At 57.8% G+C, this 24713-nt stretch carries 24 protein-coding genes; 20 read left to right on the top strand and 4 right to left on the bottom strand.

Annotated features, from left to right (window positions below; all coding sequences use genetic code 11):
- Nucleotides 1–6: 6 nt before the first annotated feature.
- The 13 genes from ABRP31_RS20620 (at nt 7) to ABRP31_RS20560 (ending at nt 14209) form a co-directional block, all read left to right on the top strand.
- Nucleotides 7–546, top strand: a complete 540-nt coding sequence (locus ABRP31_RS20620) for a chemotaxis protein CheW (protein ID WP_349970355.1) — start codon at nt 7–9, stop codon at nt 544–546.
- Nucleotides 543–1850 carry a protein-glutamate O-methyltransferase CheR gene (locus tag ABRP31_RS20615; RefSeq protein ID WP_349970353.1) on the top strand — a complete coding sequence of 436 codons (1308 nt, stop codon included), beginning with the start codon at nt 543–545 and terminating at the stop codon, nt 1848–1850. Before ABRP31_RS20620 ends, ABRP31_RS20615 begins: the two co-directional genes overlap by 4 nt.
- Nucleotides 1847–2536 carry a chemotaxis protein CheW gene (locus tag ABRP31_RS20610; RefSeq protein WP_087264508.1) on the top strand — a complete coding sequence of 230 codons (690 nt, stop codon included), beginning with the start codon at nt 1847–1849 and terminating at the stop codon, nt 2534–2536. Before ABRP31_RS20615 ends, ABRP31_RS20610 begins: the two co-directional genes overlap by 4 nt.
- Nucleotides 2533–4926: a hybrid sensor histidine kinase/response regulator gene (locus ABRP31_RS20605; protein ID WP_349970351.1), complete on the top strand. Its 2394-nt coding sequence runs from the start codon at nt 2533–2535 to the stop codon at nt 4924–4926. Before ABRP31_RS20610 ends, ABRP31_RS20605 begins: the two co-directional genes overlap by 4 nt.
- Nucleotides 4923–5933: a chemotaxis response regulator protein-glutamate methylesterase gene (locus ABRP31_RS20600; RefSeq protein ID WP_349970349.1), complete on the top strand. Its 1011-nt coding sequence runs from the start codon at nt 4923–4925 to the stop codon at nt 5931–5933. Before ABRP31_RS20605 ends, ABRP31_RS20600 begins: the two co-directional genes overlap by 4 nt.
- A 45-nt stretch (nt 5934–5978) precedes the next feature.
- Nucleotides 5979–6983: a PleD family two-component system response regulator gene (locus ABRP31_RS20595; protein WP_087264505.1), complete on the top strand. Its 1005-nt coding sequence runs from the start codon at nt 5979–5981 to the stop codon at nt 6981–6983.
- A gap of 224 nt (nt 6984–7207) precedes the next feature.
- A protein-coding gene (gene prfB / locus ABRP31_RS20590) for a peptide chain release factor 2 (RefSeq protein WP_144443302.1) occupies nt 7208–8303 on the top strand; the annotation gives its coding sequence in 2 pieces (ribosomal slippage) (nt 7208–7279 and nt 7281–8303; 1095 coding nt in all).
- A gap of 74 nt (nt 8304–8377) precedes the next feature.
- The gene (gene lysS, locus ABRP31_RS20585) at nt 8378–9880 is read left to right on the top strand and encodes a lysine--tRNA ligase (protein ID WP_349970346.1); all 1503 of its coding nucleotides are present in this window, start codon (nt 8378–8380) and stop codon (nt 9878–9880) included.
- Between the two features lie 300 nt (nt 9881–10180).
- Nucleotides 10181–10912, top strand: coding sequence for a TetR/AcrR family transcriptional regulator (locus ABRP31_RS20580; protein ID WP_087274109.1), 732 nt, complete (start codon nt 10181–10183; stop codon nt 10910–10912).
- Between the two features lie 24 nt (nt 10913–10936).
- Complete coding sequence (locus tag ABRP31_RS20575) at nt 10937–11482, top strand: hypothetical protein (protein WP_349970343.1); 546 nt, start codon at nt 10937–10939, stop codon at nt 11480–11482.
- A gap of 60 nt (nt 11483–11542) precedes the next feature.
- The gene (locus tag ABRP31_RS20570; RefSeq protein WP_087274105.1) at nt 11543–12820 is read left to right on the top strand and encodes a flavohemoglobin expression-modulating QEGLA motif protein; all 1278 of its coding nucleotides are present in this window, start codon (nt 11543–11545) and stop codon (nt 12818–12820) included.
- 209 nt (nt 12821–13029) lie between these two features.
- Nucleotides 13030–13887 carry an alpha/beta hydrolase gene (locus tag ABRP31_RS20565; RefSeq protein ID WP_349970484.1) on the top strand — a complete coding sequence of 286 codons (858 nt, stop codon included), beginning with the start codon at nt 13030–13032 and terminating at the stop codon, nt 13885–13887.
- On the top strand, nt 13880–14209 hold the full coding sequence (locus ABRP31_RS20560; protein WP_349970341.1) for a hypothetical protein: 330 nt from the start codon (nt 13880–13882) through the stop codon (nt 14207–14209). The genes ABRP31_RS20565 and ABRP31_RS20560 overlap by 8 nt, the downstream gene beginning before the upstream one ends.
- A gap of 175 nt (nt 14210–14384) precedes the next feature.
- On the opposite strand, the gene ABRP31_RS20555 is transcribed toward ABRP31_RS20560, so the two are convergent.
- From ABRP31_RS20555 to ABRP31_RS20545, 3 genes are all read right to left on the bottom strand, one after another.
- A complete protein-coding gene (locus ABRP31_RS20555) occupies nt 14385–15167 on the bottom strand; it encodes an OmpA family protein (RefSeq protein WP_087274101.1) in 783 nt (260 codons plus the stop codon).
- A gap of 60 nt (nt 15168–15227) precedes the next feature.
- Complete coding sequence (locus tag ABRP31_RS20550) at nt 15228–15656, bottom strand: DUF4398 domain-containing protein (RefSeq protein ID WP_087274099.1); 429 nt, start codon at nt 15654–15656, stop codon at nt 15228–15230.
- A 259-nt stretch (nt 15657–15915) separates the two neighbouring features.
- Nucleotides 15916–16254 (bottom strand): pilin assembly protein, encoded by a 339-nt coding sequence (locus ABRP31_RS20545; protein WP_087274097.1) that lies wholly within the window; start codon nt 16252–16254, stop codon nt 15916–15918.
- Between the two features lie 235 nt (nt 16255–16489).
- On the opposite strand from ABRP31_RS20545, the gene ppc reads away from it, so the two are divergent.
- From ppc to ABRP31_RS20510, 7 genes are all read left to right on the top strand, one after another.
- Entirely contained in the window at nt 16490–19126 is a 2637-nt protein-coding gene (gene ppc / locus ABRP31_RS20540; RefSeq protein WP_349970337.1) for a phosphoenolpyruvate carboxylase, read from the top strand.
- Between the two features lie 352 nt (nt 19127–19478).
- Nucleotides 19479–20126, top strand: a complete 648-nt coding sequence (adk, locus tag ABRP31_RS20535) for an adenylate kinase (RefSeq protein ID WP_349970335.1) — start codon at nt 19479–19481, stop codon at nt 20124–20126.
- A gap of 90 nt (nt 20127–20216) precedes the next feature.
- Complete coding sequence (gene tsaB, locus ABRP31_RS20530; protein WP_349970333.1) at nt 20217–20891, top strand: tRNA (adenosine(37)-N6)-threonylcarbamoyltransferase complex dimerization subunit type 1 TsaB; 675 nt, start codon at nt 20217–20219, stop codon at nt 20889–20891.
- Between the two features lie 262 nt (nt 20892–21153).
- Complete coding sequence (locus ABRP31_RS20525; protein ID WP_349970331.1) at nt 21154–21465, top strand: hypothetical protein; 312 nt, start codon at nt 21154–21156, stop codon at nt 21463–21465.
- Nucleotides 21462–22331: a DUF72 domain-containing protein gene (locus tag ABRP31_RS20520; protein ID WP_349970330.1), complete on the top strand. Its 870-nt coding sequence runs from the start codon at nt 21462–21464 to the stop codon at nt 22329–22331. Before ABRP31_RS20525 ends, ABRP31_RS20520 begins: the two co-directional genes overlap by 4 nt.
- A 51-nt stretch (nt 22332–22382) precedes the next feature.
- Nucleotides 22383–23216 carry an isocitrate lyase/phosphoenolpyruvate mutase family protein gene (locus ABRP31_RS20515; protein WP_349970329.1) on the top strand — a complete coding sequence of 278 codons (834 nt, stop codon included), beginning with the start codon at nt 22383–22385 and terminating at the stop codon, nt 23214–23216.
- 2 nt (nt 23217–23218) lie between these two features.
- The gene (locus ABRP31_RS20510) at nt 23219–23917 is read left to right on the top strand and encodes an extensin family protein (protein ID WP_349970328.1); all 699 of its coding nucleotides are present in this window, start codon (nt 23219–23221) and stop codon (nt 23915–23917) included.
- A gap of 146 nt (nt 23918–24063) precedes the next feature.
- Here ABRP31_RS20510 and ABRP31_RS20505 read toward each other — a convergent pair whose 3' ends face one another.
- Nucleotides 24064–24687 (bottom strand): energy transducer TonB, encoded by a 624-nt coding sequence (locus tag ABRP31_RS20505; RefSeq protein ID WP_349970327.1) that lies wholly within the window; start codon nt 24685–24687, stop codon nt 24064–24066.
- Nucleotides 24688–24713 lie beyond the last annotated feature (26 nt).

Raw genomic sequence — 24713 nt, 5'->3', positions numbered from 1 at the left:
CTGACCATGAGCGATCAACCGGTCAGTCGCGGCAGTTCTTCGGTGGTGCCGAAAAACAAGTTGTTCCTGCTGTTTCGTATCGGCGACGAACGCTATGCGCTGGAGGCGGTGCAAATCGCCGAGGTGCTGCCGCGTCTGCCACTGAAGGCCATTGCCCAGGCTCCACGTTGGGTCGCGGGAGTGTTGGCCCATCGCGGCGATATGATCCCCGTAATCGACCTCGCCGCTTTGGCGTTCGGCCAGACCGCCAAGTCGCGCACCAGCACGCGATTGGTGCTGGTGCACTATCAGGTTGATGCCGAACAACCGAGGCGCTTGCTCGGGCTGATTATCGAGCAGGCCACCGACATGCTGCGATGCGCACCAGACGAGTTCAAGGATTACGGTCTGGATAGCCCAGATGCTTCTTATCTGGGGCCGGTGCGTGAAGATGCTTCAGGGCTGGTGCAATGGATCCGCGTTCAGGACCTGCTCAGTGATCAGGTCCGCGAGTTGCTCTATCCGGCGCAGCCCTCGGAGCTTGAATTTATCGAGGAGACGCCATGAGTCATGAGGCGCGCTTCTTCAGTTTTCTCAAGGACCGTATCGGCCTTGATGTTGCTTCGGTGGGCGAGGCAATCGTCGAACGTGCGGTACGCCAGCGTTATCTGGCCACTAAAGTCATCGACAGCGATGGTTACTGGCAGCTTCTGCAGTCGTCAGCAGACGAACAACAAGCGTTGATTGAGGCTGTAATCGTCCCCGAGACCTGGTTTTTTCGCTATCCGGAATCCTTTGTCTCGTTAAGCAACCTCGCCAAGGCACGCATCGCCGAGCTGAACGGCGTGCGGCCGATTCGTATCCTCAGCCTGCCGTGTTCCACTGGTGAAGAGCCTTATTCCATTGCCATGGCCTTGCTGGACGCTAACGTTCTGGCGCCACAGTTTGCGATCGACGCAATGGACATCAGCCCGATATCGATCCAGCGCGCACAGCGTGGGGTGTACGGTAAAAACTCGTTTCGTGGTGATGACATTTCATACCGCGATCGCTATTTCAATGCGACCGAAGACGGTTTTGAGCTACAGGCCCGGGTTCGTGAACGGATCAGTTTTCGCGCCGGCAACCTGCTTGATCCGGCACTGATCAATCAGACGGCTTACGACTTTGTGTTCTGCCGGAACTTGCTGATCTATTTTGATCAGCCCACCCAGAAGCATGTGTTTGAAGTGCTCAAGCGCCTGACCCGCGATGACGGGATTTTGTTTATCGGGCCAGCCGAAGGCAGCCTGTTGACGCGCATGGGCATGCGCTCGATTGGCATTCCTCAGACCTTCGCGTTCAGTCATTACAACGCGTCGCAGGAACCTGTAGCACCGTTTGCTGAACCCTCGCCGCGCAGTGGATTGGTGGTTCCGCCGGGTTTTAACCCGCGAAGCGTTTCGCGCCCTCAGCCACGACCGACCACGGTATCGCTTACGACCCCGCAACGATCCGCATCCGTTGTAGCGGGAGCGGGGAGCGGTGCTGCAGCAAAGGGCAATGACGACGTTGCGACATTGCTCGCCACCATCGCCAGCCTGGCCAACGAGGGCAAAAGCGCTGAAGCGCGCGCCGCGTGTGAGCGTTTCCTGAAGAGTCATGAACCCGAGGCTCAGGTATTTTACTGGCTCGGTTTGCTCAGCGAGGTCGAAGGCAGCAATGCCCAGGCTCAGGGCTTTTACCGCAAGGCGCTATATTTGCAGCCGCAGCACCCTGAGGCATTGGCGCAACTTGCAGCATTGCTGGCGGCCCAGGGCGATAGCGCCGGCGCCCGCAGGCTCAATGAACGTGCGGCCCGCAGCGTGAGTAAGCAAGGTAGCCCACGATGAGTAGAATCTATAGCTATTCGAGCTTCATTCACGAAGACGCCCAGGCCGTTGATGACTGCTGGAATCACATCGGTATTCACGGCGACCGGTCGTGCCCGTTGCTGGTCGAACACATTCATTGCCGTAACTGCCCGGTCTATTCGGCGGCCGCGACCACCTTGCTGGATCGTTACGCGCTGACCCGAAGTGACAATGATCATGTTCAAACCGCTGATCTGCAGGTCAAGACCAAGACTCGCTCGATTCTGGTTTTCCGTCTGGGCGAGGAGTGGCTGGGCTTTCCCACTCGTTGCCTGGTAGAGATCGCTCCGCTGCAAGCCATTCACTCCCTGCCGCATCAGCGCTCGCGGGCACTGCTCGGCGTGGCCAATGTTCGGGGTGCGCTGGTTGCCTGCCTTTCCCTCATTGAGCTGTTGGGGCTGGATACGACGGTTGTGCCTGCGCAATCGAGCCGGATCATGCCACGCATGCTGATTGTGGCCGCTGAGGGCGGCCCGGTGGTGGTGCCGGTAGATGAAGTTCATGGTATTTATGCCATCGAAGAACACCTGCTGGACTCGGCCTCGACTTCCGGAACCCATGCCAACGCACGTTTCACCCGTGGTGTCTTGCAATGGAAGGATTACAGCCTGCGCCTGCTCGATGAAGATCAACTGTTGTCGGCGGTCAATCGGAGCCTTTCATGACGCCAGATGAAATGCGCGATGCCTCGCTGTTCGAGCTGTTTACTCTTGAGGCTGAAGCTCAGACTCAAGTATTGAGTGCGGGCTTGTTGGCGCTGGAGCGTGACCCGACCCAGGCTGATCATCTGGAAGCCTGCATGCGCGCCGCCCACTCGCTCAAGGGCGCGGCGCGTATCGTAGGTGTCAATTTTGGGGTCAGCGTTTCCCATGTCATGGAAGATTGTCTGGTAAGCGCCCAAGAGGGTCGGCTTTACCTGCAGCCGGAACATATCGACGCGTTGTTGCAGGGCACAGACCTGTTGATGCGCATCGCGACGCCCGGCGTCAGCAATGTTGCCCAGGCCGATATCGACGCTTACGTGGAGCGTATGAACACCCTGATGGCCCAGGGCAGCGGCATGGTGCGCGGCGCGACGTTATCAACACCGTCCGCTGACGATGCGTTGTTGGCGAGCGCGATGGCCCTGACTCAAACGGCGCCACCGGTAAGTGATCCGTTGCCCGCGCTCGATCTACCAGCGGAAAACCCGGTGTCGGGTTTTTCGGCCCCGTCAGTGTCAGTACCCGATACATCTACCGAAGAAAGTCTTGCTGAGCCAGTCCCTACGCCTGCCCTGCGACGCAATCGCCGGGCATCCGAGGCCGGCGAGCGTGTGCTGCGGGTGACTGCCGAGCGACTGAACAGCTTGTTGGATTTGTCGAGTAAGTCCTTGGTCGAGACGCAACGCATCAAGCCTTACCTGGCCAATATGCAGCGGCTCAAACGTATCCAGACCGGCAGCAGCCGCGCGCTGGACGATCTGGAGGCCAGTTTTGGCGAGGCCGGCCTTGGCCCGGATGCGCAAAAAGCCTTGGATGAAGCGCGTCGTTTACTGGCCGAAGCCCAGCAAATGCTGGTCAATCAAACCGCAGAACTGGACGAGTTTGGCTGGGTGGCGGGGCAGCGAGCGCAGGAGCTTTATGACACCGCGCTGGCTTGCCGGATGCGACCTTTTGCCGATGTGCTCGCCGGTCAGGCGCGTATGGTGCGTGATCTCGGACGCGAACTGGGCAAGCAGGTACGCCTGGAAATCGAAGGCGAAAAAACCCAGGTTGATCGCGATGTACTGGAGAAGCTTGAAGCGCCGTTGACCCATTTGCTGCGTAACGCCGTAGACCATGGCATCGAGCTGCCTGAAACGCGCCTCGCTGCAGGTAAACCCGCAGAAGGACTGATTCGCCTCAAGGCGTCCCATCAAGCCGGCCAGTTGCAGGTCGAGCTCAGTGATGACGGCGGTGGCGTGGACCTTGAACGGCTGCGTGGCAACATCATCAAGCGCCAATTGTCACCTGCTGAAACCGCGTCGCAACTGAGCGAAGAAGAACTGCTGACGTTCCTGTTCCTGCCCGGTTTCAGCTTGAAAGACAAAGTCACCGAGATTTCCGGGCGCGGTGTTGGCCTTGATGCCGTTCATGACATGGTCCGTCAATTGCGCGGCGTGGTCTTCGCCGATCAGCAGGCAAACAAAGGCACCCGGTTTGTGATGGAAGTGCCGTTGACCCTGTCGGTGGTGCGCAGTCTGGTGGTGGAGGTGGGCGGCGAAGCGTATGCCTTCCCGTTGGCACACATCGAGCGTATGAGCGATGTGCACAGCGACGATATTGTCCAGATCGAAGGGCGTCAGCATTTTTGGCATGAAGGGCGTCACGTTGGGCTGGTCGCCGCCAGCCAGTTGCTGCACCGGCCAGCAAGCCAGAGCAACGAAGGCGTGCTCAAGGTCGTGGTGATCCGCGAGCGCGATGCGGTCTACGGTGTTGCGGTCGAGCGTTTTATAGGCGAGCGCACGCTGGTGGTGTTGCCCCTCGATCCACGGCTGGGCAAGGTTCAGGACATCTCTGCGGGGGCTTTGCTTGACGATGGCTCTGCGGTGTTGATCATCGATGTCGAGGACATGCTTCGCTCGGTAGAGAAGTTGCTTAACACCGGGCGCCTGGAGCGTATCGACCGACGCAATCGTCAGATTGACGCTGTATCGCGCAAACGCGTGCTGGTGGTCGACGATTCGTTGACGGTACGTGAGTTGCAGCGCAAGTTACTGGTCAATCGCGGCTACGAAGTGGCCGTTGCCGTGGACGGTATGGATGGCTGGAATGCATTGCGCGCAGAAGATTTCGATTTGCTTATCACCGATATCGACATGCCCCGCATGGATGGTATCGAGCTGGTCACGCTGGTTCGCCGGGATACCCGATTGCAGTCCCTGCCGGTGATGGTCGTTTCCTATAAAGATCGCGAGGAAGATCGCCGTCGTGGTCTGGACGCAGGAGCCGATTATTATCTGGCCAAGGCCAGTTTCCATGACGATGCGTTACTTGATGCCGTTGCTGAATTGATTGGGGATGCACAGGCATGAAGATCGCAATCGTCAATGACATGCCTATGGCCGTCGAGGCGCTGCGTCGCGCCCTGGCCTTCGAGCCTGCGCACGAAGTGGTGTGGGTCGCGGGCAATGGCGCCGAAGCGGTGCGTAAATGTGCCGAACTGGTTCCGGACGTCATCCTCATGGACCTGATCATGCCGATCATGGACGGCGTTGAAGCCACGCGACAAATCATGGCTGCAACGCCATGCGCAATCGTCATCGTCACCGTAGACCGCCAGCAGAATATGCACCGCGTCTTTGAGGCCATGGGCCATGGAGCGCTGGATGTCGTGGATACGCCTGCAATCGGTGCAGGCAACCCCAAGGATGCTGCGGCGCCTCTGTTGCGCAAGATCCTCAATATTGGCTGGCTGGTGCGGCCAGAACAGCGCTCTGAGCAGGTGGTTTCGGCACCGGTGCGCTCAAGCGGTCAGCGTCAGCAACTGGTTGCGATAGGCTCATCGGCGGGTGGACCCGCCGCGCTGGAACAATTGCTGAAAGGACTGCCGGTCAACTTTCCGGCCGCCATCGTACTCGTTCAGCATGTTGATCAGGTGTTTGCTGCCGGTATGGCCGAATGGCTCAGCACCTCGTCCGGGCTACCGGTACGTCTCGCTCAGGAAGGCGAACCGCCACGACCTGGCACGGTATTACTGGCGGGCACCAACCACCATATTCGATTACTCAAGAACGGTACGCTGGCCTACACGGCAGAGCCGGTCAATGAAATCTATCGACCATCGATCGACGTTTTCTTTGAAAGTGTGGCCCGTTACTGGACCGGCGATGCGGTAGGTGTTTTGCTGACCGGCATGGGGCGCGACGGGGCTCAAGGCCTGAAACTCATGCGTCAGCAAGGTTATTTGACCATCGCACAGGATCAGCAATCCTGTGCGGTGTACGGCATGCCCAAAGCGGCAGCGGCCATTGATGCGGCGGTCGAGATCAGACCGCTGGAGACTATTTCGATGCGCCTGAAAGAGGTGTTCGCCCGATGAGAATTCAGGTGGCTTCACGTTCAGGCGTTGATCAGGAGTTCTTTAATGAATGACTTGCAGCTGGACTCCCTCCAGCCAGATGACGAAAACTCGGCCATGGTGTTGCTGGTCGATGATCAGGCGATGATCGGCGAGGCGGTCCGGCGAGGGTTGGCCAACGAAGAGCGTATCGATTTCCATTTTTGTGCTGATCCGCATCAGGCCATTGCTCAGGCCATCCAGATCAAGCCTACGGTCATTCTGCAGGATCTGGTCATGCCAGGCCTGGACGGCCTGACGCTGGTGCGCGAGTACCGCAATAATCCGCTGACCAAAGATATTCCAATCATCGTGCTCTCGACCAAGGAAGACCCGATGATCAAGAGCGCCGCGTTTTCTGCCGGTGCCAACGATTATCTGGTCAAGCTACCGGATACGATCGAGTTGGTGGCGCGTATTCGTTATCACTCGCGCTCCTACATGACGCTGTTGCAACGGGACGAAGCGTACCGCGCCTTACGCGTCAGTCAGCAGCAGTTGCTCGATACCAATCTGGTCTTGCAGCGCCTGATGAACTCTGACGGTTTGACGGGCCTGTCCAATCGTCGTCATTTCGACGAGTACCTGGAGCTGGAATGGCGTCGTGCAACCCGTGATCAGACTCAGCTGTCGTTGATGATGATCGACGTCGATTTCTTCAAGGCTTACAACGACAACTTCGGCCACCTTGAAGGCGACGAAGCATTGCGTCAGGTGGCCAAGGCCATTCGCGCCAGCTCTGCCCGGCCTTCTGACCTGCCTGCACGTTACGGCGGCGAAGAGTTCGCGCTGGTGCTGCCCAGCACTTCACCGGGCGGGGCGCGCCTGCTGGCCGAGAAACTGCGCATGACCGTCGCGGGCATGAACATCCCGCACATCGCGCCAACACCGGGCTCGTCGTTGACTGTTAGCATTGGCGTATCGACGATCGTTCCACAGCCGGGCAGCAACAGCCGTCAGTTGATCCAGGAAGCTGACAAGGGTTTGTATGCGGCCAAGCATAATGGGCGTAATCAGGTTTCGGTGGCGTAGGCGAAATCGTGGTGACCTTATCGCGGGCAAGCACCGCTCCCACATTTAAATCGCATTCCTCCTGTAGGAGCGGTCCTTGCCCGCGATAAGGTCACCAGAATTTGCAGATCACACACCGCATCATTGGCTTGCGCGCCAAACCACTGCCCAACGGGCTGCCTTCATCCGGTTCTCTCGGGTATACTCGTCGGCTTTGAAAATTTCGCCTGCGAGTGCTGCCCACCATGGAAATCAACCCGATCCTAAACAGCATCAAGGACCTGTCCGAGCGCTCCGAAACCATTCGGGGGTATCTTTGACTACGATCACAAACATGATCGTCTGACCGAAGTTAACCGCGAGCTCGAAGATCCAAATGTCTGGAACAATCCCAGCTATGCCCAGGAACTAGGCCGCGAGCGTTCCCTGCTGGCCCAGATCGTGGAAACTCTGGATGAAATGTCCTCTGGTCTGGCTGATGCCAAAGACCTGCTGCTGATGTCCGCCGAAGAAGAAGATCAGGCCGCCGTCGATGACGTGGCTGCCGAGGTCGAACGCCTGCGTGCATCGCTCGAGAAGCTCGAATTTCGGCGCATGTTCAGCGGCGAGATGGACCCGAACAACGCCTACCTTGATATTCAGGCCGGCTCCGGCGGCACCGAGGCTCAGGACTGGGCCAACATCCTGCTGCGCATGTACCTGCGCTGGGCTGACAAACGCGGTTTCGACGCCACCATCATGGAACTGTCCGCGGGTGAAGTCGCCGGTATCAAAGGCGCTACCGTGCACATCAAGGGCGAATACGCCTTTGGCTGGTTGCGTACCGAAATCGGCGTTCATCGTCTGGTGCGCAAGAGCCCGTTCGACTCCGGCAACCGTCGCCACACCTCGTTCTCGGCGGTCTTCGTTTCTCCGGAAATCGATGACAACATCGAAATCGACATCAATCCGTCGGACCTGCGTATCGATACCTATCGCTCGTCCGGTGCCGGTGGTCAGCACGTAAACACCACTGACTCGGCCGTGCGGATTACTCACGTACCGACCAACACCGTGGTGAGCTGCCAGAACGAACGTTCCCAGCACGCGAACAAAGACACCGCGATGAAAATGTTGCGGGCGCGTTTGTATGAGCAGGAAGTGCAAAAACGCAATGCCGCTTCCCAGGCGCTGGAAGACACCAAGTCCGATATCGGCTGGGGTCACCAGATCCGTTCCTACGTGCTGGACGCCTCGCGGATCAAGGATCTGCGGACCAGCATCGAGCGCAGCGACTGCGACAAGGTGCTGGACGGCGACATCGACGAATACCTGATCGCGAGCCTGAAACAAGGGCTGTAAGGCCGTCAGCCTCGATCTTCAAGACCCCCGTGCAAACGCGGGGGCAACGAACCTGTGATGGAATATTTAAAGACATGAGCGACCAACAACTCGACCCGCAAGCCCTGCAACAGGAAGAAAACACCCTGATCGCCCTGCGCAAGGAAAAGCTTGCTGCCGAGCGCGCCAAGGGTCAGGCCTTCCCCAACGACTTCCGCCGCGACAGCTACTGCAATGACCTGCAGAAGCAGTACGTGGACAAGACTAAGGAAGAGCTGGCTGAAGCAGCGATTCCGGTCAAGGTTGCCGGTCGCCTCATGCTCAACCGTGGCTCGTTCATGGTGATTCAGGACATGACCGGTCGCATTCAGGTCTACGTCAACCGCAAGACTTTGTCGGAAGAAACCCTGGCCGCAGTGAAAACCTGGGACCTGGGCGACATCATCGCTGCTGAAGGCACCCTGGCGCGTTCGGGCAAGGGCGACCTGTATGTTGAAATGACCAGCGTTCGTCTGCTGACCAAATCCCTGCGCCCGCTGCCGGATAAGCACCACGGCCTGACCGACACCGAGCAGCGCTATCGTCAGCGCTATGTTGACCTGATCGTCAACGAAGACGTGCGCGAGACGTTCCGTGTGCGTTCGCAAGTCATCGCTCACATCCGCAGCTTCCTGATGAAGCGTGACTTCCTGGAAGTCGAAACGCCGATGTTGCAGACCATTCCGGGTGGCGCGGCAGCCAAGCCGTTCGAAACTCACCACAATGCGCTGGACATGGAAATGTTCCTGCGGATCGCACCTGAGCTTTACCTGAAGCGTCTGGTGGTTGGCGGCTTTGAGAAAGTGTTCGAGATCAACCGCAACTTCCGTAACGAAGGCGTCTCGACCCGTCACAACCCTGAGTTCACCATGCTTGAGTTCTATCAGGCATACGCGGACTACGAAGACAACATGGACCTGACCGAGGAGCTGTTCCGCGAACTGGCTCAACTGGTTCTGGGTACCACCGACGTGCCATACGGCGACAAGGTCTTCCACTTTGGCGAACCATTCGTGCGTCTGTCGGTGTTCGATTCGATCCTCAAGTACAACCCGGATCTGACCGCTGCTGACCTGCAAGACATCGACAAGGCTCGCGCCATTGCCAAGAAAGCCGGCGCCAAGGTGCTGGGCTTCGAAGGTCTGGGCAAACTGCAGGTAATGATTTTCGAAGAGCTGGTCGAGCACAAGCTTGAGCAGCCGCACTTCATCACTCAGTACCCGTTCGAAGTGTCGCCGCTGGCGCGCCGCAATGATGAAAACCCGAACGTCACTGACCGTTTCGAGCTGTTCATCGGCGGCCGTGAAATTGCCAACGCTTACTCCGAGTTGAACGACGCGGAAGATCAGGCTGAGCGCTTCCAGGCCCAGGTGGCTGACAAGGACGCGGGCGATGATGAGGCCATGCATTACGACGCTGACTTCGTCCGTGCGCTGGAATACGGCATGCCACCGACTGCCGGTGAGGGTATCGGCATCGACCGCCTGGTGATGCTGCTGACCAATGCACCGTCGATCCGCGACGTGATTCTCTTCCCGCACATGCGCCCACAAGCGTAAGTGACGTGAAAAAAGAGCCGCCTGTAATGGGCGGCTTTTTTTTGCGTGACGTTTCAGGTTGTGAAAGCTTCAGTTCAGGCGCATAGATTTAAATTTGCAGCGTAAATGGCATTGGCCACTTGTAATTGAGATCTTCTGTAGGAGATCGCCCTTTGTTACTGACGCAGCGCTGTCGCGCCGTAAACACTGGACTTGTAGGAGCTGCCGAAGGCTGCGATCTCGGTATGTCAGAATGAACGCTTCGCAGCCCTCGGCAGCTCCTACAAAAAATTGGTTGTTAAGTATAAGGAAACTTCTGCCGTGACCCGTTCGATTGCTCAAAATGGAGCCGCTGGTGCAGCCAGCGCCGTGGTGAAAAGTGTTGAGTATCAAGGGCGCAAGGCGAGTCGCCAGGGCAGCGAACAGCGCAGACAGGACATTCTCGACGCCGCCATGCGCATCGTGGTCCGTGACGGTGTGCGTGCGGTACGGCATCGCGCCGTGGCTGCCGAAGCGGGCGTACCGCTGTCTGCCACCACGTACTACTTCAAGGACATCGATGACCTGCTTACCGATGCCTTTTCCCAGTATGTCGAGCGCAGCGCCGCTTATATGGCCAAGCTCTGGGAGAGCACCGAAGTCACCTTGCGTGAAATGGTCGGCCGCACTGATGGCACAACGGCGGGACGTGCGCGTCTGGCCGATGAAATCGCCTTCATGTCCATGGAGTACATTCGTCACCAACTGGCTACCCGCCGCGATTATCTGATTGCCGAACATGCTTTCCATTGCGAGGCTCTGATCAACCCGAGGCTGGCTCGGCTGGTGGACGCCCATCAGGATATTCTGCTCCAGGGAGCCTGCCGCCTTTTGCAGGTCATGGGCTCGGTTCAACCGCTTCAGGACGCTCAAGTGTTGACGGGGGTAATGTGTCGGATGGAGTATCAGGGTCTGCTACATGGCCCGCAGCCCGACGCGGACAAAGAAAACCTCGGTATTCTCACTCGTCAGATGCATCTGGTATTGGGTACGACAAAATCGGTCGACGAGTGAAACCCCCTCTTTCGGGAGTAGCCAATGAAAGCCTGGCGTCTGTTCGTCGCCTTGACGTTCCTGCTATTGAGTGGCTGTCTGGTGACCTTCAAAGATCCGATCCCGGCGCGCGAGGCCGCGCCTGTGCAGTTACTGGGGACCTGGACCAGCAAGAACGCGTGGAGCGAGCCGCTCGAGCTGGAAGTCAGCCGGGCAGGTAGCAACGAATACAAGGCTGTCAGCTATCGTAAGGGGGATCGCAAAAACCGCGATGAATATGCCTTTACCGTGTCCCGGCATGGCACTCGTTGGTATCTGTGTGCCGGGTTGCCGGAAAAATACGGCGGCCATTTCGTGATGGCAGGCTTCGAACTGGCGGAAAGCGGCGAACTGGTGGTCTACAACCTGGACATGGATCGCTTCAAGCAATGGGTAGAGCAAAAGGCTCTGGCGGGTGAAAAAATCACAACCGGGAAAGGTGAGGGCCTGCTGATCACCAGCCCTCTGGATCAGGTTTTCGGTTACCTGAATGACCCGGCCAATTCCGATGTTTTCCTCGAGGTCGCGCGTTATCAGCGACTGTCGAAGTAGGGCGCACGCCCAAGCACCAAGGCCCAACCAACCAAGGCCCAATTAACCAAGGAGCACGGGGTGGACGAGTACCAGCAGACTATTCGAACGTTGTCGGATCGTATCGTCGCAGCGCAGACGCCGATTCGGGTTCTGGATGCGGTGAAGTGGGACGATACAGTGCGCAAGGACTTTCTCGCGGCCAAAGGCAAGGCGCTACCGGCAGTGGATCGCGCCTACTACGAAAATCGACCTTTGGGGTTTGACTCCTCTGAGTTGAAGCTCGAATTTCAGAACATCGAGCGCGACATCACCCGTCAGCTGGGCCAATTCAACCCGGTTGGCCAGATCATGCGCCGCATGTGCAAGGAATACCGCATGGTCGTCCGTATGCTGGAGGCGCGGGGCACGGCGGACTTCGGTCTTATCTCCCAGGAGTTGTACGGCGCAGCGTCCGATGCGTTTCATGCTGGTGATCCGACCCTTGCCGATCTGGGGTTGATGCTCTCCGACTACCTCAACAATATTGCCGGGCGCGGCGACCTCAAAGACGAGCCGAAACTTCTCACGGCCAAAGATGCGGTGTCGCTGCTGCAAAGCCGTCTGAATAAAGTGTTTGGTGAGGCTGAAAGCACTATTCGCGTATTCGAGTCCGACGGTATCGTTGCAGACGCTGCGGCGGGTGCCGACTACATCAAGATCCGCTCCGACGCGATGTTCAACGAGCGCGATGTCCGTGCTCTGGAAGTGCATGAAGGCCTGGTGCATGTGGGCACCACGCTGAATGGCCAGAATCAGCCGATCTGCACGTTCCTGTCGAAAGGGCCGCCGTCTTCGACGGTCACGCAGGAAGGTCTGGCGATACTCATGGAAGTCATCGCCTTCGCCTCCTACCCGAGTCGTCTGCGCAAGCTGACCAACCGCACTCGCGCCATTCACATGGCCGAGGAGGGCGCTGATTTCCTTCAGGTGTTCGAGTTCTATCGTGAGCAAGGCTTTGGCATGTCGGAAAGCTATGGCAACGCCAGCCGGGTGTTCCGCGGTTCGGTGCCCAATGGTCTGCCATTTACCAAAGACTTGTCTTACCTCAAAGGTTTCATCATGGTTTACAACTATATTCAGCTCGCCGTACGCAAGGGCAAGCTGGAACAAGTGCCGCTGCTGTTTTGCGGTAAAACCACCCTTGAAGACATGCGGACCCTGCGCCAACTGGTTGATGAAGGTCTGGTCGTACCGCCCAAGTACCTGCCAGAGCAATTCCGCGACATGAATGCCCTGTCTGCGTGGATGTGCTTCTCGAACTTCTTGAACCACCTGAGCCTGGACCGGATCGAAGCGGATTATTCGAATATTTTGTAGAAACACTGATCCCTTGTAGGAGCTGCCGAAGGCTGCGAAGGCGGTGTGTCATTGGAATCCGATCGCAGCCTTCGGCAGCTCCTACAGGAAGCGCATTTGCATTCAAGTTGTTTTGTCGGTCAGAGCCGCATCAAAGAAAACAAAAGGAATCCCGTTTGAAGTTCCTCATCACCCTCGCGCTGCTCTTGTCCCTGAACGGCTGCAGCTCCATGCTGTTCTACCCGGAACCCGGTCTGCCGTTTACCCCGGAAAAAGCCCACCTGCAATACCGCGACGTCACCCTGACTGCTGCCGACGGTACACAATTGCATGCCTGGTGGTTGCCTGCCAAAGAAGGCGTTGAAGTCAAAGGCACGGTGCTGCACCTGCATGGCAACGGCGGCAATCTGGCCTGGCATCTGGGAGGGAGCTGGTGGTTGCCGGAGCAGGGTTATCAGGTCTTGATCCTGGACTATCGCGGTTATGGCTTGTCTCAGGGGGAGCCAAGCCTGCCTGCGATTTATCAGGACGTGGACGCCGCATTCGACTGGCTCAACAAGGCCCCTGAAGTGCAGGGCAAACCACTGGTAGTGCTGGGGCAGAGCATCGGCGGTGCGTTGGGTGTGCATTACCTGTCCGAGCATCCGCAGCAGCGCTCGCGGCTCAAAGCGTTGATCCTCGATGGCGCACCCGCCAGCTACCGTAAAGTAGCTCGTTACACGCTGAGCACGTCGTGGCTGACCTGGCCGTTTAAAACCCCCCTTTCATGGCTGATCCCCGACGCGGAAAGCGCCATCAATGGCCTGCCGAAGTTAAAGGGCACGCCGATGCTGATATTCCAGAGTATGGACGACACCCTTGTCCCACTCGATAACGGCATCAGCCTCTATCAGGCCGCGCCGCTGCCACGGGTACTGCAACTGACCCGTGGCGGCCATGTGCAGACGTTTGCTGACCCGACATGGCGCCAGGTGATGATCCGCTATCTGGAGGACCCAGAACATTTCAACGGGCTGCGTCGTCTCGCTGAAGTGCCTAACTACCCGACACCTCCCGAAAAAGAGACTTCCGAGAACCGCCATGAGTGAAGAGCGCAACGCTATCCCGCTGGTCATCACCGGTATCTGCACCATCTTCGTCACGGTCGGGACTCTTTGGTATTACGGCTATCTGCACTTTGCCAAGCCGGAAGATGCGCTGTTGCTCAACGAGTTCACCATGCTCAAGACCGTGCCGGGCGAAGACTACAGAATCGCCGCCACACCCGCCGCAGAAGTCGCGCAGTGCATCGATGGTGTGCTGGTGTTGTTCGATACGTCGCAGAAAGGGCTGTCAGGAGTTTTGATCAACAGCAAGAAGCAGGCGGTGCGCTGCACAGGGCAGGAGACGCCGCAGCAGTTGCAGCCTTAAATCGTCGCCGTACTTGTAGGAGTGAGCTTGCTCGCGATAGCGTCGTATCAGTCGATAGACAGGTTGACTGACACGACGCTATCGCGAGCAAGCTCACTCCTACAGGGTTACGTAAGCGATAAAAAAGCCCGGCCTGTTTTCACAGGCCGGGCTTTTGGTTTGCAGCGTCAGCGTTTTACTTGATCGACGAACGCGGCGCTACTGGCTGGTTGTCGTTGGAAACGGTGACTTCCACGCGGCGGTTCTGGGCACGGCCCGAAGCGCTGGTGTTATCAGCAACCGGGTATTCCTTGCCATAACCCTGGGAAACTACACGGGCTGGATCAACGCCCATTTTCACCAGTGCCATGCGCACGGAGTTAGCGCGACGCTCGGACAGGGACAGGTTGTAAGAATCGGAACCCGAGCTGTCGGTATAACCTTCAACGATCACTTTGCGATCCGGGTTATCACGCAGGTAGGTAGCCAACTGGTTAACGTTAACCAGGCCGCTGGACTTCAGCTCTGCCTTGTTCAGGTCGAACAGCACGTCGCCGAAAGTCACCAGGGTGCCGCGTTCGGTTTGCTTGGCGTTCAGGCTGCTTTGCAGTGCCTTGATCTGAGCATCACGAGCATCCAGACGGGCTTGGGCGCGCTGGGCAGAAGCGTTTTTCAGCTCCTCTTCAGCAGTACGCAGGCTGATGGTCTGCTTGGCGACTTCAACGCGCTGGTTGGTCAGATAAGCCAGTTGGTCAACTTTCTTCTCATCTTCGCTGTTGCGATAGGCAGCGTCTGCCTTGTCCAGCCAGTCGCTGGCGTCTTTGGTTTCAAGAGCGGCGACTTTGGTAGCCTGCGGATTGGTCTGCAGAGCCGAGAAATTGGTGCGAGCCTGTTCCAGATTCTGGTTTGGCGGCGTCGAGCAAGCGGCCAGGGCAACGCTCATGGCCAGCAGGGCAGGGATCATCACTTGTTTGCGCATAATAGTTTCGTCCTTTAAATCGAATTCGAAATGCATGAAAAACGTTGGTTACAACGCTGGTTACTGGGCCGGTGCCGGTTGCACCTGACGCAGACCTTCTTCACGTAGTTCGTTGACGCCTTGACGGGCATCCTGCACGGCTCTTTCAGCCTTGGCAGCCTGGGACTTGCGCTCCGCTACGCGGGCATCCCATTCAGCTTGTTCAGCCAGACGGCGTGCTTCGTCGTACTTCTGCTCTTGCATGGCGAGCTCAGCTTGTTTGAGCTTGTCTTGCGCCGATTTCATTTCTACGGCGGAGTACTCGGTGCCGCCCGCGCTGACGGCGCTGTTGACGGCCGATTGGCTCACGGCGTACTGCTCGGTCGGCGGATTACCAGCGCAACCGGCGAGTACGAAGCTGGCACCCAGTGCCAGTGCGGTCAGTTTCAGGCCGCGCAGACCTGTGGACTTGGTTTTGGCAGTAAGCGTATTCATCGTGTTCGACTCCATTATTTAACTCCTGAAAATCTTGAGTGTTCCATGACAGTCGTTGGCCTGAAGCGTGCGAGGTAGCGTAGGGCTGCGCCGTTAGCTATCCGTAGGCTTTTCTGTAATGGCTAATGGCTCGGACACATGCGCTTTTTGAATAGTTCAGGTTTTTTTTGACGTCAATTAATTAGTCGAAACAGGGAACGAATGGTGTGAAAAAACGATCCTGGCGGGTAAATGCCAGGTCGTTTCAAGATAGGCACGGGTCTGGAAACCGGTGTTATTCGGCGTCTTGTTTTTCCGACAGGTCATGCAAATAGCGACGTGAAAGGGCCAGGAAGCGCGGGGTGGGACCGACGTCTTCGTAAACCGGATCGCCTTCTTCGTCAGTGGTGACCACATGTTGACCCTTGACGTAAGGGAAGCTGGCTTCAAGCTCCTCCAGTGCCGCGCCAATCAACTCACCGAGCAATTCCTCGGGATGATGCTTGGGATACATTTCGGTCAGTGCGCTAAGGCGTGCAGCGGACTCCATGTCCAGATGAATCGCATATCGGGTCTTTGTCAGCCGTCCTTTGGCGTTCTCTTCCCAATGGTTGGCAAGTTCACGGATTTTCATAAGGGCCTCTTCATTTACCCACCTGCGGCAGGTCTGCTTGAGTACTGAGCCATGGCTCAGGAATGAGATTAGCCGGGTTCTTCCAAAACGGTTCTCTCACAGGGATTTGGCGTGCTCGATGATTTTGGTGCACTGTTGGTACACAAGGGGTAGATCAGATTTCTGCACGCTTGTTCAGTTGCGACGTGCACTGGCGGGCGGCACCCGTACAAAAAAACAGTGGGGGTAAAGGACGATGGCTGATATCGATGCGCGTTTACGCGAAGATGTGCACCTGTTGGGTGAGCTATTGGGGAACACCATTCGCGAGCAGCGCGGCGGTGAGTTTCTCGACAAAATCGAACGTATTCGCAAGGGCGCCAAGGCGGGCCGGCGTGGCTCGGCAGAGGGCGCCGAACAACTGACCTCCAGCGTCGACGGGCTTGCCGAAGACGAGTTGTTGCCGGTCGCCAGGGCGTTCAATCAGTTCCTCAATCTGGCGAACATCGCCGAGCAATACCAACTGATCCGGCGTCGCGACGATTCACAGCCTCAGCCGTTCGAGTCTCGCGTATTGCCTGAATTACTCGACCGTCTCAAGGCCGCGGGACAGGCTCCCGAAGCCTTGGCGCGGCAACTGGGCAAGCTGGAAATCGAATTGGTCCTGACCGCGCACCCTACTGAAGTCGCGCGCCGCACATTGATTCAGAAGTACGACGCTATCGCGGCCCAACTCGCAGCTCTTGATCATCGCGACTTGAGCAGCGCCGAGCGCGAGCAGATCACAGAGCGTTTGCAGCGTTTGATCGCCGAAGCCTGGCACACCGAAGAAATTCGCCGTACACGGCCTACCCCGGTGGACGAGGCCAAGTGGGGCTTTGCAGTGATTGAGCATTCGTTATGGCATGCCGTGCCCAACTATTTGCGCAAGGCTGATCATGCCTTGCACGCGGCCACCGGGTTTCATTTGCCGCTAGAGGCAGCGCCGATTCGCTTTGCTTCGTGGATGGGCGGGGACCGCGACGGCAACCCCAACGTAACCGCCGCGGTGACTCGTGAAGTTCTTTTGCTGGCGCGCTGGATGGCGGCGGATTTGTATGTGCGTGATGTTGATCAGTTGGCAGCCGAGCTGTCGATGCAACAAGCCAACGATGCATTACGTGCCCGCGCAGGCGATAGCGCCGAACCTTATCGTGCCGTTCTGAAGCAGTTGCGCGAGCGTCTGCGGGCGACCCGTAACTGGGCTCAGGCGTCTTTGGCCGTGACGCAACCGGCGCCGGATAACGTGCTGCACGACAACCGTGAACTGCTTGAGCCTCTGATGCTGTGCTTCCAGTCGCTGCACGACTGCGGCATGGGTGTCATCGCTGACGGGCCGCTGCTCGACTGTCTGCGTCGTGCAGTGACGTTCGGTCTGTTTTTGGTGCGTCTGGATGTACGTCAGGACTCTACCCGACATGAATCGGCGATGACCGAAATCACCGACTACCTCGGGCTTGGCCGTTACGAGGATTGGGACGAACAGGCGCGGGTTGATTTCCTGTTGCGGGAATTGAATAGCCGACGTCCGTTGCTGCCCGCGCATTTCAAACCTGCAGCGGATACCGCTGAAGTGCTGGCGACTTGCCGCGAGGTAGCTTCCGCGCCAGCCGCTTCACTGGGTTCCTATGTGATCTCAATGGCCGGTGCGGCTTCGGATGTACTGGCGGTGCAGCTGTTACTCAAAGAAGCCGGTCTGCAACGACCGATGCGCGTCGTGCCGCTGTTCGAAACCCTCGCGGATCTTGATAACGCGGGGCCTGCAATCGAGCAATTGTTGAGCCTGCCAGGCTATCGTTCGCGCCTGCACGGCCCGCAAGAGGTCATGATTGGCTATTCCGATTCCGCCAAGGATGCGGGCACCACCGCCTCGGCCTGGGCGCAGTATCGGGCGCAGGAAAAACTGGTGGATATTTGCCGCGCCCAGCAAGTTGAATTGCTACTGTTTCATGGTCGTGGCGGCACCGTTGGACGTGGCGGAGGCCCGGCTCACGCGGCGATTCTGTCGCAGCCGCCGGGTTCGGTCGCAGGCCGCTTCCGCACCACCGAGCAGGGCGAAATGATCCGCTTCAAATTCGGCCTGCCGGACATCGCCGAGCAGAACCTCAATCTATATCTGGCCGCTGTGCTGGAAGCCACCTTGCAACCGCCACCCCCGCCGCAACCCGCATGGCGAGAAATGATGGACAACCTCGCGGCAGACGGCGTCAGTGCCTACCGCGCGGTGGTGCGCGAGCATCCGGAGTTTGTCGAGTATTTCCGTCAGGCTACACCGGAGCAGGAGCTGGGTCGTTTGCCGTTAGGTAGTCGTCCGGCCAAACGCAGGGAAGGGGGCGTCGAAAGCTTGCGGGCCATCCCGTGGATTTTTGCCTGGACCCAGACGCGGCTGATGTTGCCCGCCTGGCTGGGTTGGGAAGCGGCGCTCAACAAGGCTCTGGAGCGCGGCGAAGGTGAACTGCTGGGGCAGATGCGTGAACAATGGCCGTTTTTCCGCACCCGGATCGACATGCTGGAAATGGTTCTGGCCAAGGCAGATCACGATATCGCCCAGTTATACGATCAACGTCTGGTGGAGCCACGACTGCAACATTTAGGTACGCATTTACGCGACCTATTGTCGCAGGCTTGTGCCGTAGTACTGGGGCTGACAGGGCAATCGCAACTGCTGGCTCACAGTCCTGCAACGCTTGAATTCATCAGCTTGCGCAATACCTATCTGGACCCGCTGCATCTGCTCCAGGCAGAGTTGCTTGCCCGTTCTCGCAACCGCGAGGCAAGTCTGGACAGTCCTCTGGAACAGGCGCTACTGGTGTCTGTAGCGGGTATTGCCGCCGGATTGCGCAACACCGGTTAATCGGCGCGTCCGCTAATGGCGCACTGCCAATTGCCAGTGCGCCATTAGCATCAATGACTTGCGTGCTTTTGACTGCCTCAAGCCCACTGAACCAATCTCGCACTCTGCTACCTCTGACCGGGTGGCGGATACTGCGACTTTTGGCGGCTTGTGCCACTTGTGTCGGCTGTGTATCTTGATCAGCCTTTGGCCATTCTTCGGCTTGAACCTTATTTGAGATTGGTTCTGTAAAGACCATGTGAAAACTACTACGCACCGGGCACCTTCGGTGTACGTGGGCGATACTGCGTTTCACATAGTCTGTGCGTGGCGAATCCGACGTTTACATATAAAAAATTTGAGGAGCACATCGATGCGCGTGATTCTGCTGGGAGCTCCCGGGGCCGGTAAAGGTACTCAGGCAAAATTCATCACCGAAAAATTCGGCATCCCGCAAATTTCCACAGGCGATATGCTGCGCGCTGCGGTCAAGGCTGGCACCGAGCTGGGCCTTAAAGCCAAGAGCGTCATGGACAGCGGCGGCCTGGTCTCCGATGACCTGATCATTGGCCTGATCAAAGATCGCTTGTCCGAGCCAGATTGCGCCAATGGCGTATTGTTCGACGGCTTCCCACGCACCATCCCGCAAGCTGAAGCGCTGCTGGCGGCTGGCCTGGAAATCGACAACGTGCTGGAAATCGCTGTGGACGACGAAGAAATCGTCAAGCGCATGTCCGGCCGCCGTGTGCACGAAGGCTCCGGCCGTATCTACCACACCATCTTCAATCCGCCTAAAGTTGAAGGCATTGACGATGTGACCGGTGAACCACTGTTGCAGCGCAAGGATGACGTCGAAGAAACCGTTCGCCATCGCCTGTCCGTGTATCACGCGCAGACCAAACCACTGGTTGAGTTCTACAGCAAACTTGAAGCGAAGAATGGCAAGCCTAAGTGCAGCCATATCGCAGGTGTCGGTTCTGTAGAAGAAATCACCAGGAAAGTGCTTGAAGCCCTGAGCTGATAACGCTGGCTTGAGTCAACAAACGGTCCGCTTGCGGGCCGTTTTGTCGTTTATAATGCGCCCCTTTTTTGCTCTTGATGGATAACCCTGATGACCACGTTGCTGGCCCTGGACACCGCCACTGAAGCCTGCTCGGTCGCTTTGCTGCACGACGGCAAGGTGCTGAGCCACTACGAGGTGATCCCGCGCCTGCACGCTCAGCGTCTGTTGCCGATGATCAAAGCGATCATGGCTGAAGCCGGTATCGGCCTGTCAGCGCTGGATGCGATCGCGTTCGGCCGGGGGCCGGGTGCATTTACCGGCGTGCGGATTGCTATCGGTGTCGTCCAGGGGCTGGCGTTCGGTCTGGAGCGTCCGGTATTGCCGGTCTCCAATCTTGCAGTTCTGGCTCAGCGGGCCTTGCGCGAACATGGCGCGCATCAGGTGGCTGCAGCGATTGATGCACGTATGGATGAGGTTTATTGGGGGTGTTATCGCGAGGTGGCGGGGGAGATGCGCTTGCTTGGCGCTGAAGCCGTACTTCCGCCAGAGCAAGTTGCGTTGCCCGCTGATGCCAGTGGTGAGTGGTTTGGGTCAGGCACGGGTTGGGACTATGCCGAGCGTCTGCCGGTCAGCGTCATAGGTCACGACGCGACTATGTTGCCCCACGCTCAGGATTTACTGACCCTGGCGACCTTCGCCTGGCAGCGCGGTGAGGCCATCGTCGCAGATGAAGCGCAGCCGGTTTATTTGCGGGATAAAGTGGCCACGCCTAAAGCCCGATAACAGAAAGCGCCGATCTCAATGCATTCCTTGTAGGAGCTGCCGAAGGCTGCGAAGGTGGTATATCCAAGAATCCATTCGCAGCCTTTGGCAGCTCCTACAGTGGATATCTTCACCGGTAAACCTACCTTTCATCGCCTAAAACCCATAACTTCCCGCCTATTGCGAAACTTTTTCAATTTGTGTGGTCTAGTTATCGTTCGGGTAATTGCAACAACTAACCCGTGACGTTAAATTGCCACTATAAGATGCAGAGTACGCACTAATGCGCATAGACGGCCCATCACAACGTTCATACCCCATCAAACGCAAGCCGCGTAATCAGCCTGCGATCGTTGATGGCACCTTCGAAGAAGTCGAAAACGACGCCGAAGTTGCTCAGCAGCCAGCGCAGAACGCTCGCTCGGGTGGTAATGCACAGGCCAGTTCTACCGCCAATGTTCCTGCACGCCCGCAAGACATTATCTTCCCGCGTTCCATGAGCACCCGCGTCGCCAATGCCCTGGCCAGTTACCTGACCACCGCCAGCTTCGTTGATTGGGATCTGGAAGTTTCAGGGCTTGATCTCCACGTTTGAATGATTCCTGCCTGCCGTACTTTCTAGGGTGTCCGTCATGGAGTGAAAACGCCTGGCGCCAATCACTCTATCCCGAAGATGCCCGTAGCAATGAATTTCTGGGCCTGTACTCACAGGTCTTCAACGCCGTCGAAGGCAATACCACTTTTTACGCCCGACCCGCGCCTTCCACCGTTCAGCGCTGGGCTGAAGTGCTGCCCGATGATTTTCGCTTTACTGCGAAGTTTCCCGGCGACATCAGCCATGGTGGTGATCTGCGCCTGCAATTGCAGGCGGCACAAACATTCATTCAGTTGATGGCGCCATTGGGGAAGCGAGTTGCTCCTTTCTGGCTTCAGTTGTCCGCCAGCTTCACACCGCAGCGTCTTGCTGAACTGATTACCTTCATTGATGAACTGCAGTGCCCGCTGGCCGTCGAGGTACGCAATAGGGCGTTCTTCGAAAAGGGCGATGAAGAGCGCATGCTTAATCGCCTGTTGCTGGAGCGTGGTGTTGAGCGCATCTGTCTGGATTCCCGCGCATTGTTCAGTTGCGTCTCCAGCGACCCCGCAGTGCTGCATGCGCAATCGAAGAAACCCAAGGTTCCGGCCAGACCGGCTGCGCTGACTCAGTTCCCGCAAGTGCGCTTCATCGGTCACCCCGTGCTAAAGGCCAACGACCCTTTCTTGGTCCAGTGGGTGGCAAAGGTCGCCAGTTGGATCGAAGAAGGGCGTACACCTTATGTGTTCCTGCACACTCCGGATAACCTTGAAGCGCCGCAACTGGCTCGGCTTTTTCATAGTCAATTGATGGCGCGCTTGCCAGGCTTGCCGTCGTTACCGGAATTGGACCGTACACCACCGGTGCAGCAACTGGGCTTGCTCTGAGGTCGATAACTGTGGCTTCAATAGCCGCATCAACGATCACAGGAGTCGGCAATGGATTCGCAACAGCTTCTTCGCGCACAAACTTTCAAGGCACTGCACGAGCGTGATCATGCTTTTGTGATTCCCAATCCGTGGGACGCAGGTTCGGCCAAACTGTTGGCCTCCATGGGCTTCCAGGCATTGGCCACGACCAGTGCGGGTTTGGCATTCGCTCTGGGCCGCGCAGATGCCGAAGGTGCGCTGAGCTTTGCCGAGTCGCTGGAAAATATCCGTACGATTGTTGCCGCAACCGACCTGCCTGTCGCTGCCGATCTCGAAAATTGTTTTGCTGACAGCCCGGAAGACTGTGCAACCAACTTGTTGGCTGCGGCGCAGACCGGCATCGTTGGCGGCTCTATCGAAGACGCCACTGGCAAGACCGACCAGCCAATTTACGATTTCGAGTTATCCGTGGCGCGGGTCCGGGCTGCGGTACTGGCTGCACGCAGCTTGCCGTTCCCGTTCATGCTGACCGCCCGTGCGGAGAACCTGCTCAACGACCGGATGGATTTTGCTGACACGTTGAACAGGCTCAAGGCCTACGCTGATGCCGGAGCTGACGTGCTGTACGCGCCCGGCCTGCGCACTCGCGAAGAGGTTATCGCGGTGGTCCGGGCTGTCGCGCCCAAGCCGGTCAATGTGTTGATGGGGCTGGGCGGAGTCACGCTTTCCGTCGCTGAGCTCAGTGAATGCGGGGTCAAACGCATCAGCGTGGGCTCATCTCTCGCGCGTGCGGCGTTGGGTGGCTTGTATCGCGCTGCAGAAGAAATTCGTCAGCACGGGACGTTTACCTACGCTGAGCAGGCGCTGCCGTTTGCTCAACTCAATGCGCTGTTCAAGGGCTGAAGGTGCGGGGCTCGACGCTGTTTCTGGTTTTCCTGCTGCTCTGTGCTGGCGCCGTCGCTGCGGTATGGCGAGGCTGGGTCGAGGTCCCTGCGCAATGGAATCCCTGGGCGCCATTGGACATTCAGGCTGAACCCAACTTTCTGACCTCTTGGAAGCTGTCGCGCGTCAAGAATGATCCGCAGCTGTGCGATCAGGTGCTGGGTTCATCAAATCTGCGCTTCAGCCGTCAAGCCGACAGTCCCGCTTCTGCCGATTGCCCGCTCAATGGTGTGCGGCGAGTACAGGGCGGTGAGGTGGCGCTAAGCAGCAGTTTCCTTGCCAGTTGTCCATTGGCGGTGGCATATGCGCTGTTTGAAGTGCATACGTTGCAGCCAACTGCTCAGGCGGTGTTTGGGCAGCGAGTGACGCGTATCGATCATTTGGGCAGTTTTGCCTGCCGCAACGTTTACGGCCGAAGCAGTGGGCGGCTGAGCCAGCATGCGAGTGCAAATGCCTTGGACATCGCTGGCTTCCGTCTGGCCGATGGGCAGCGGATCAACCTGTTGCGGGACTGGAAAAACGAAGGCGACAAGGGCCGGTTCTTGCGTGAGGTCCGCGATGGCGCCTGCAGGAATTTCAACACAGTATTAGGGCCGGATTACAACGCGGCCCATCAGAACCATTTTCATCTGGATATGGGCGCCTGGCGGGTTTGTCGCTGAAAGATATTTGAAGTGTAATCTCTGTGGGAGCTGGGCTTGCCCGCAATGAGGCTGGACCCTATCTAAAGTGAATCGCGTCTGGCCTCATCGCGGGCAAGCCCAGCTCCCACATATTGAACGCATTCCAGTCCGCATGTGGATCAAAATCAAGCCGCCATACGCAGGTTTTGCAGAATGATTGGACGGGCCCAGCCCATGTCGAAGTTCAGGGCACGTTGCTGGGCGACCATGGTGTCGTCATCCAGTGGCAGGGCAGGCTTGTCGGCCAGGTCCCATTCGAATTCGGCGATTGGCAAGTGCAGCGGACGAGGCTGAGGGCCCGGACCTGGAATCACGCTGTCATCGTAAGGATTGAGTACGTTTGGACGAACCCACTCGCTGTCGAATTCCAGATTGCGTTGCTGCGCGATCATCTCGGCAATGCTGAATGGTTCGTTCGGAGGAGGCAGCAGGTCGAGTTCGAATTCAGCGATCGGCAGAAAGAGCGGCTCGGCAGGAATGCGCGGCATGTCTTCAACCGGGCAGGCGCGCTGCTCGACGATCTTGCCCAGAGTGCGCGCACCGGCAACAGGCTCGCCAGTGGCAATATCAGTCGCGACGCTGGCTGGATCAACGGGTTCAGCCGTTGTATCGCGCAGTTGTTCAGCCATCACACGGGCAAACGCATCCGACCAGATCTGGGTAACACCGCCCAGAGCCCGGCTGTTACGCAGGGTAAAATCACCTGCGTGCGTTAGATAACCTATGGATGATTGCTGAATGTCTGACATATCGATCGTTACACGTCGTAGGTCTG

The sequence above is a fragment of the Pseudomonas caspiana genome (assembly GCF_040224095.2).
Classification (GTDB): domain Bacteria; phylum Pseudomonadota; class Gammaproteobacteria; order Pseudomonadales; family Pseudomonadaceae; genus Aquipseudomonas; species Aquipseudomonas caspiana.
This window is presented reverse-complemented; position numbering and strand designations above follow the sequence as displayed.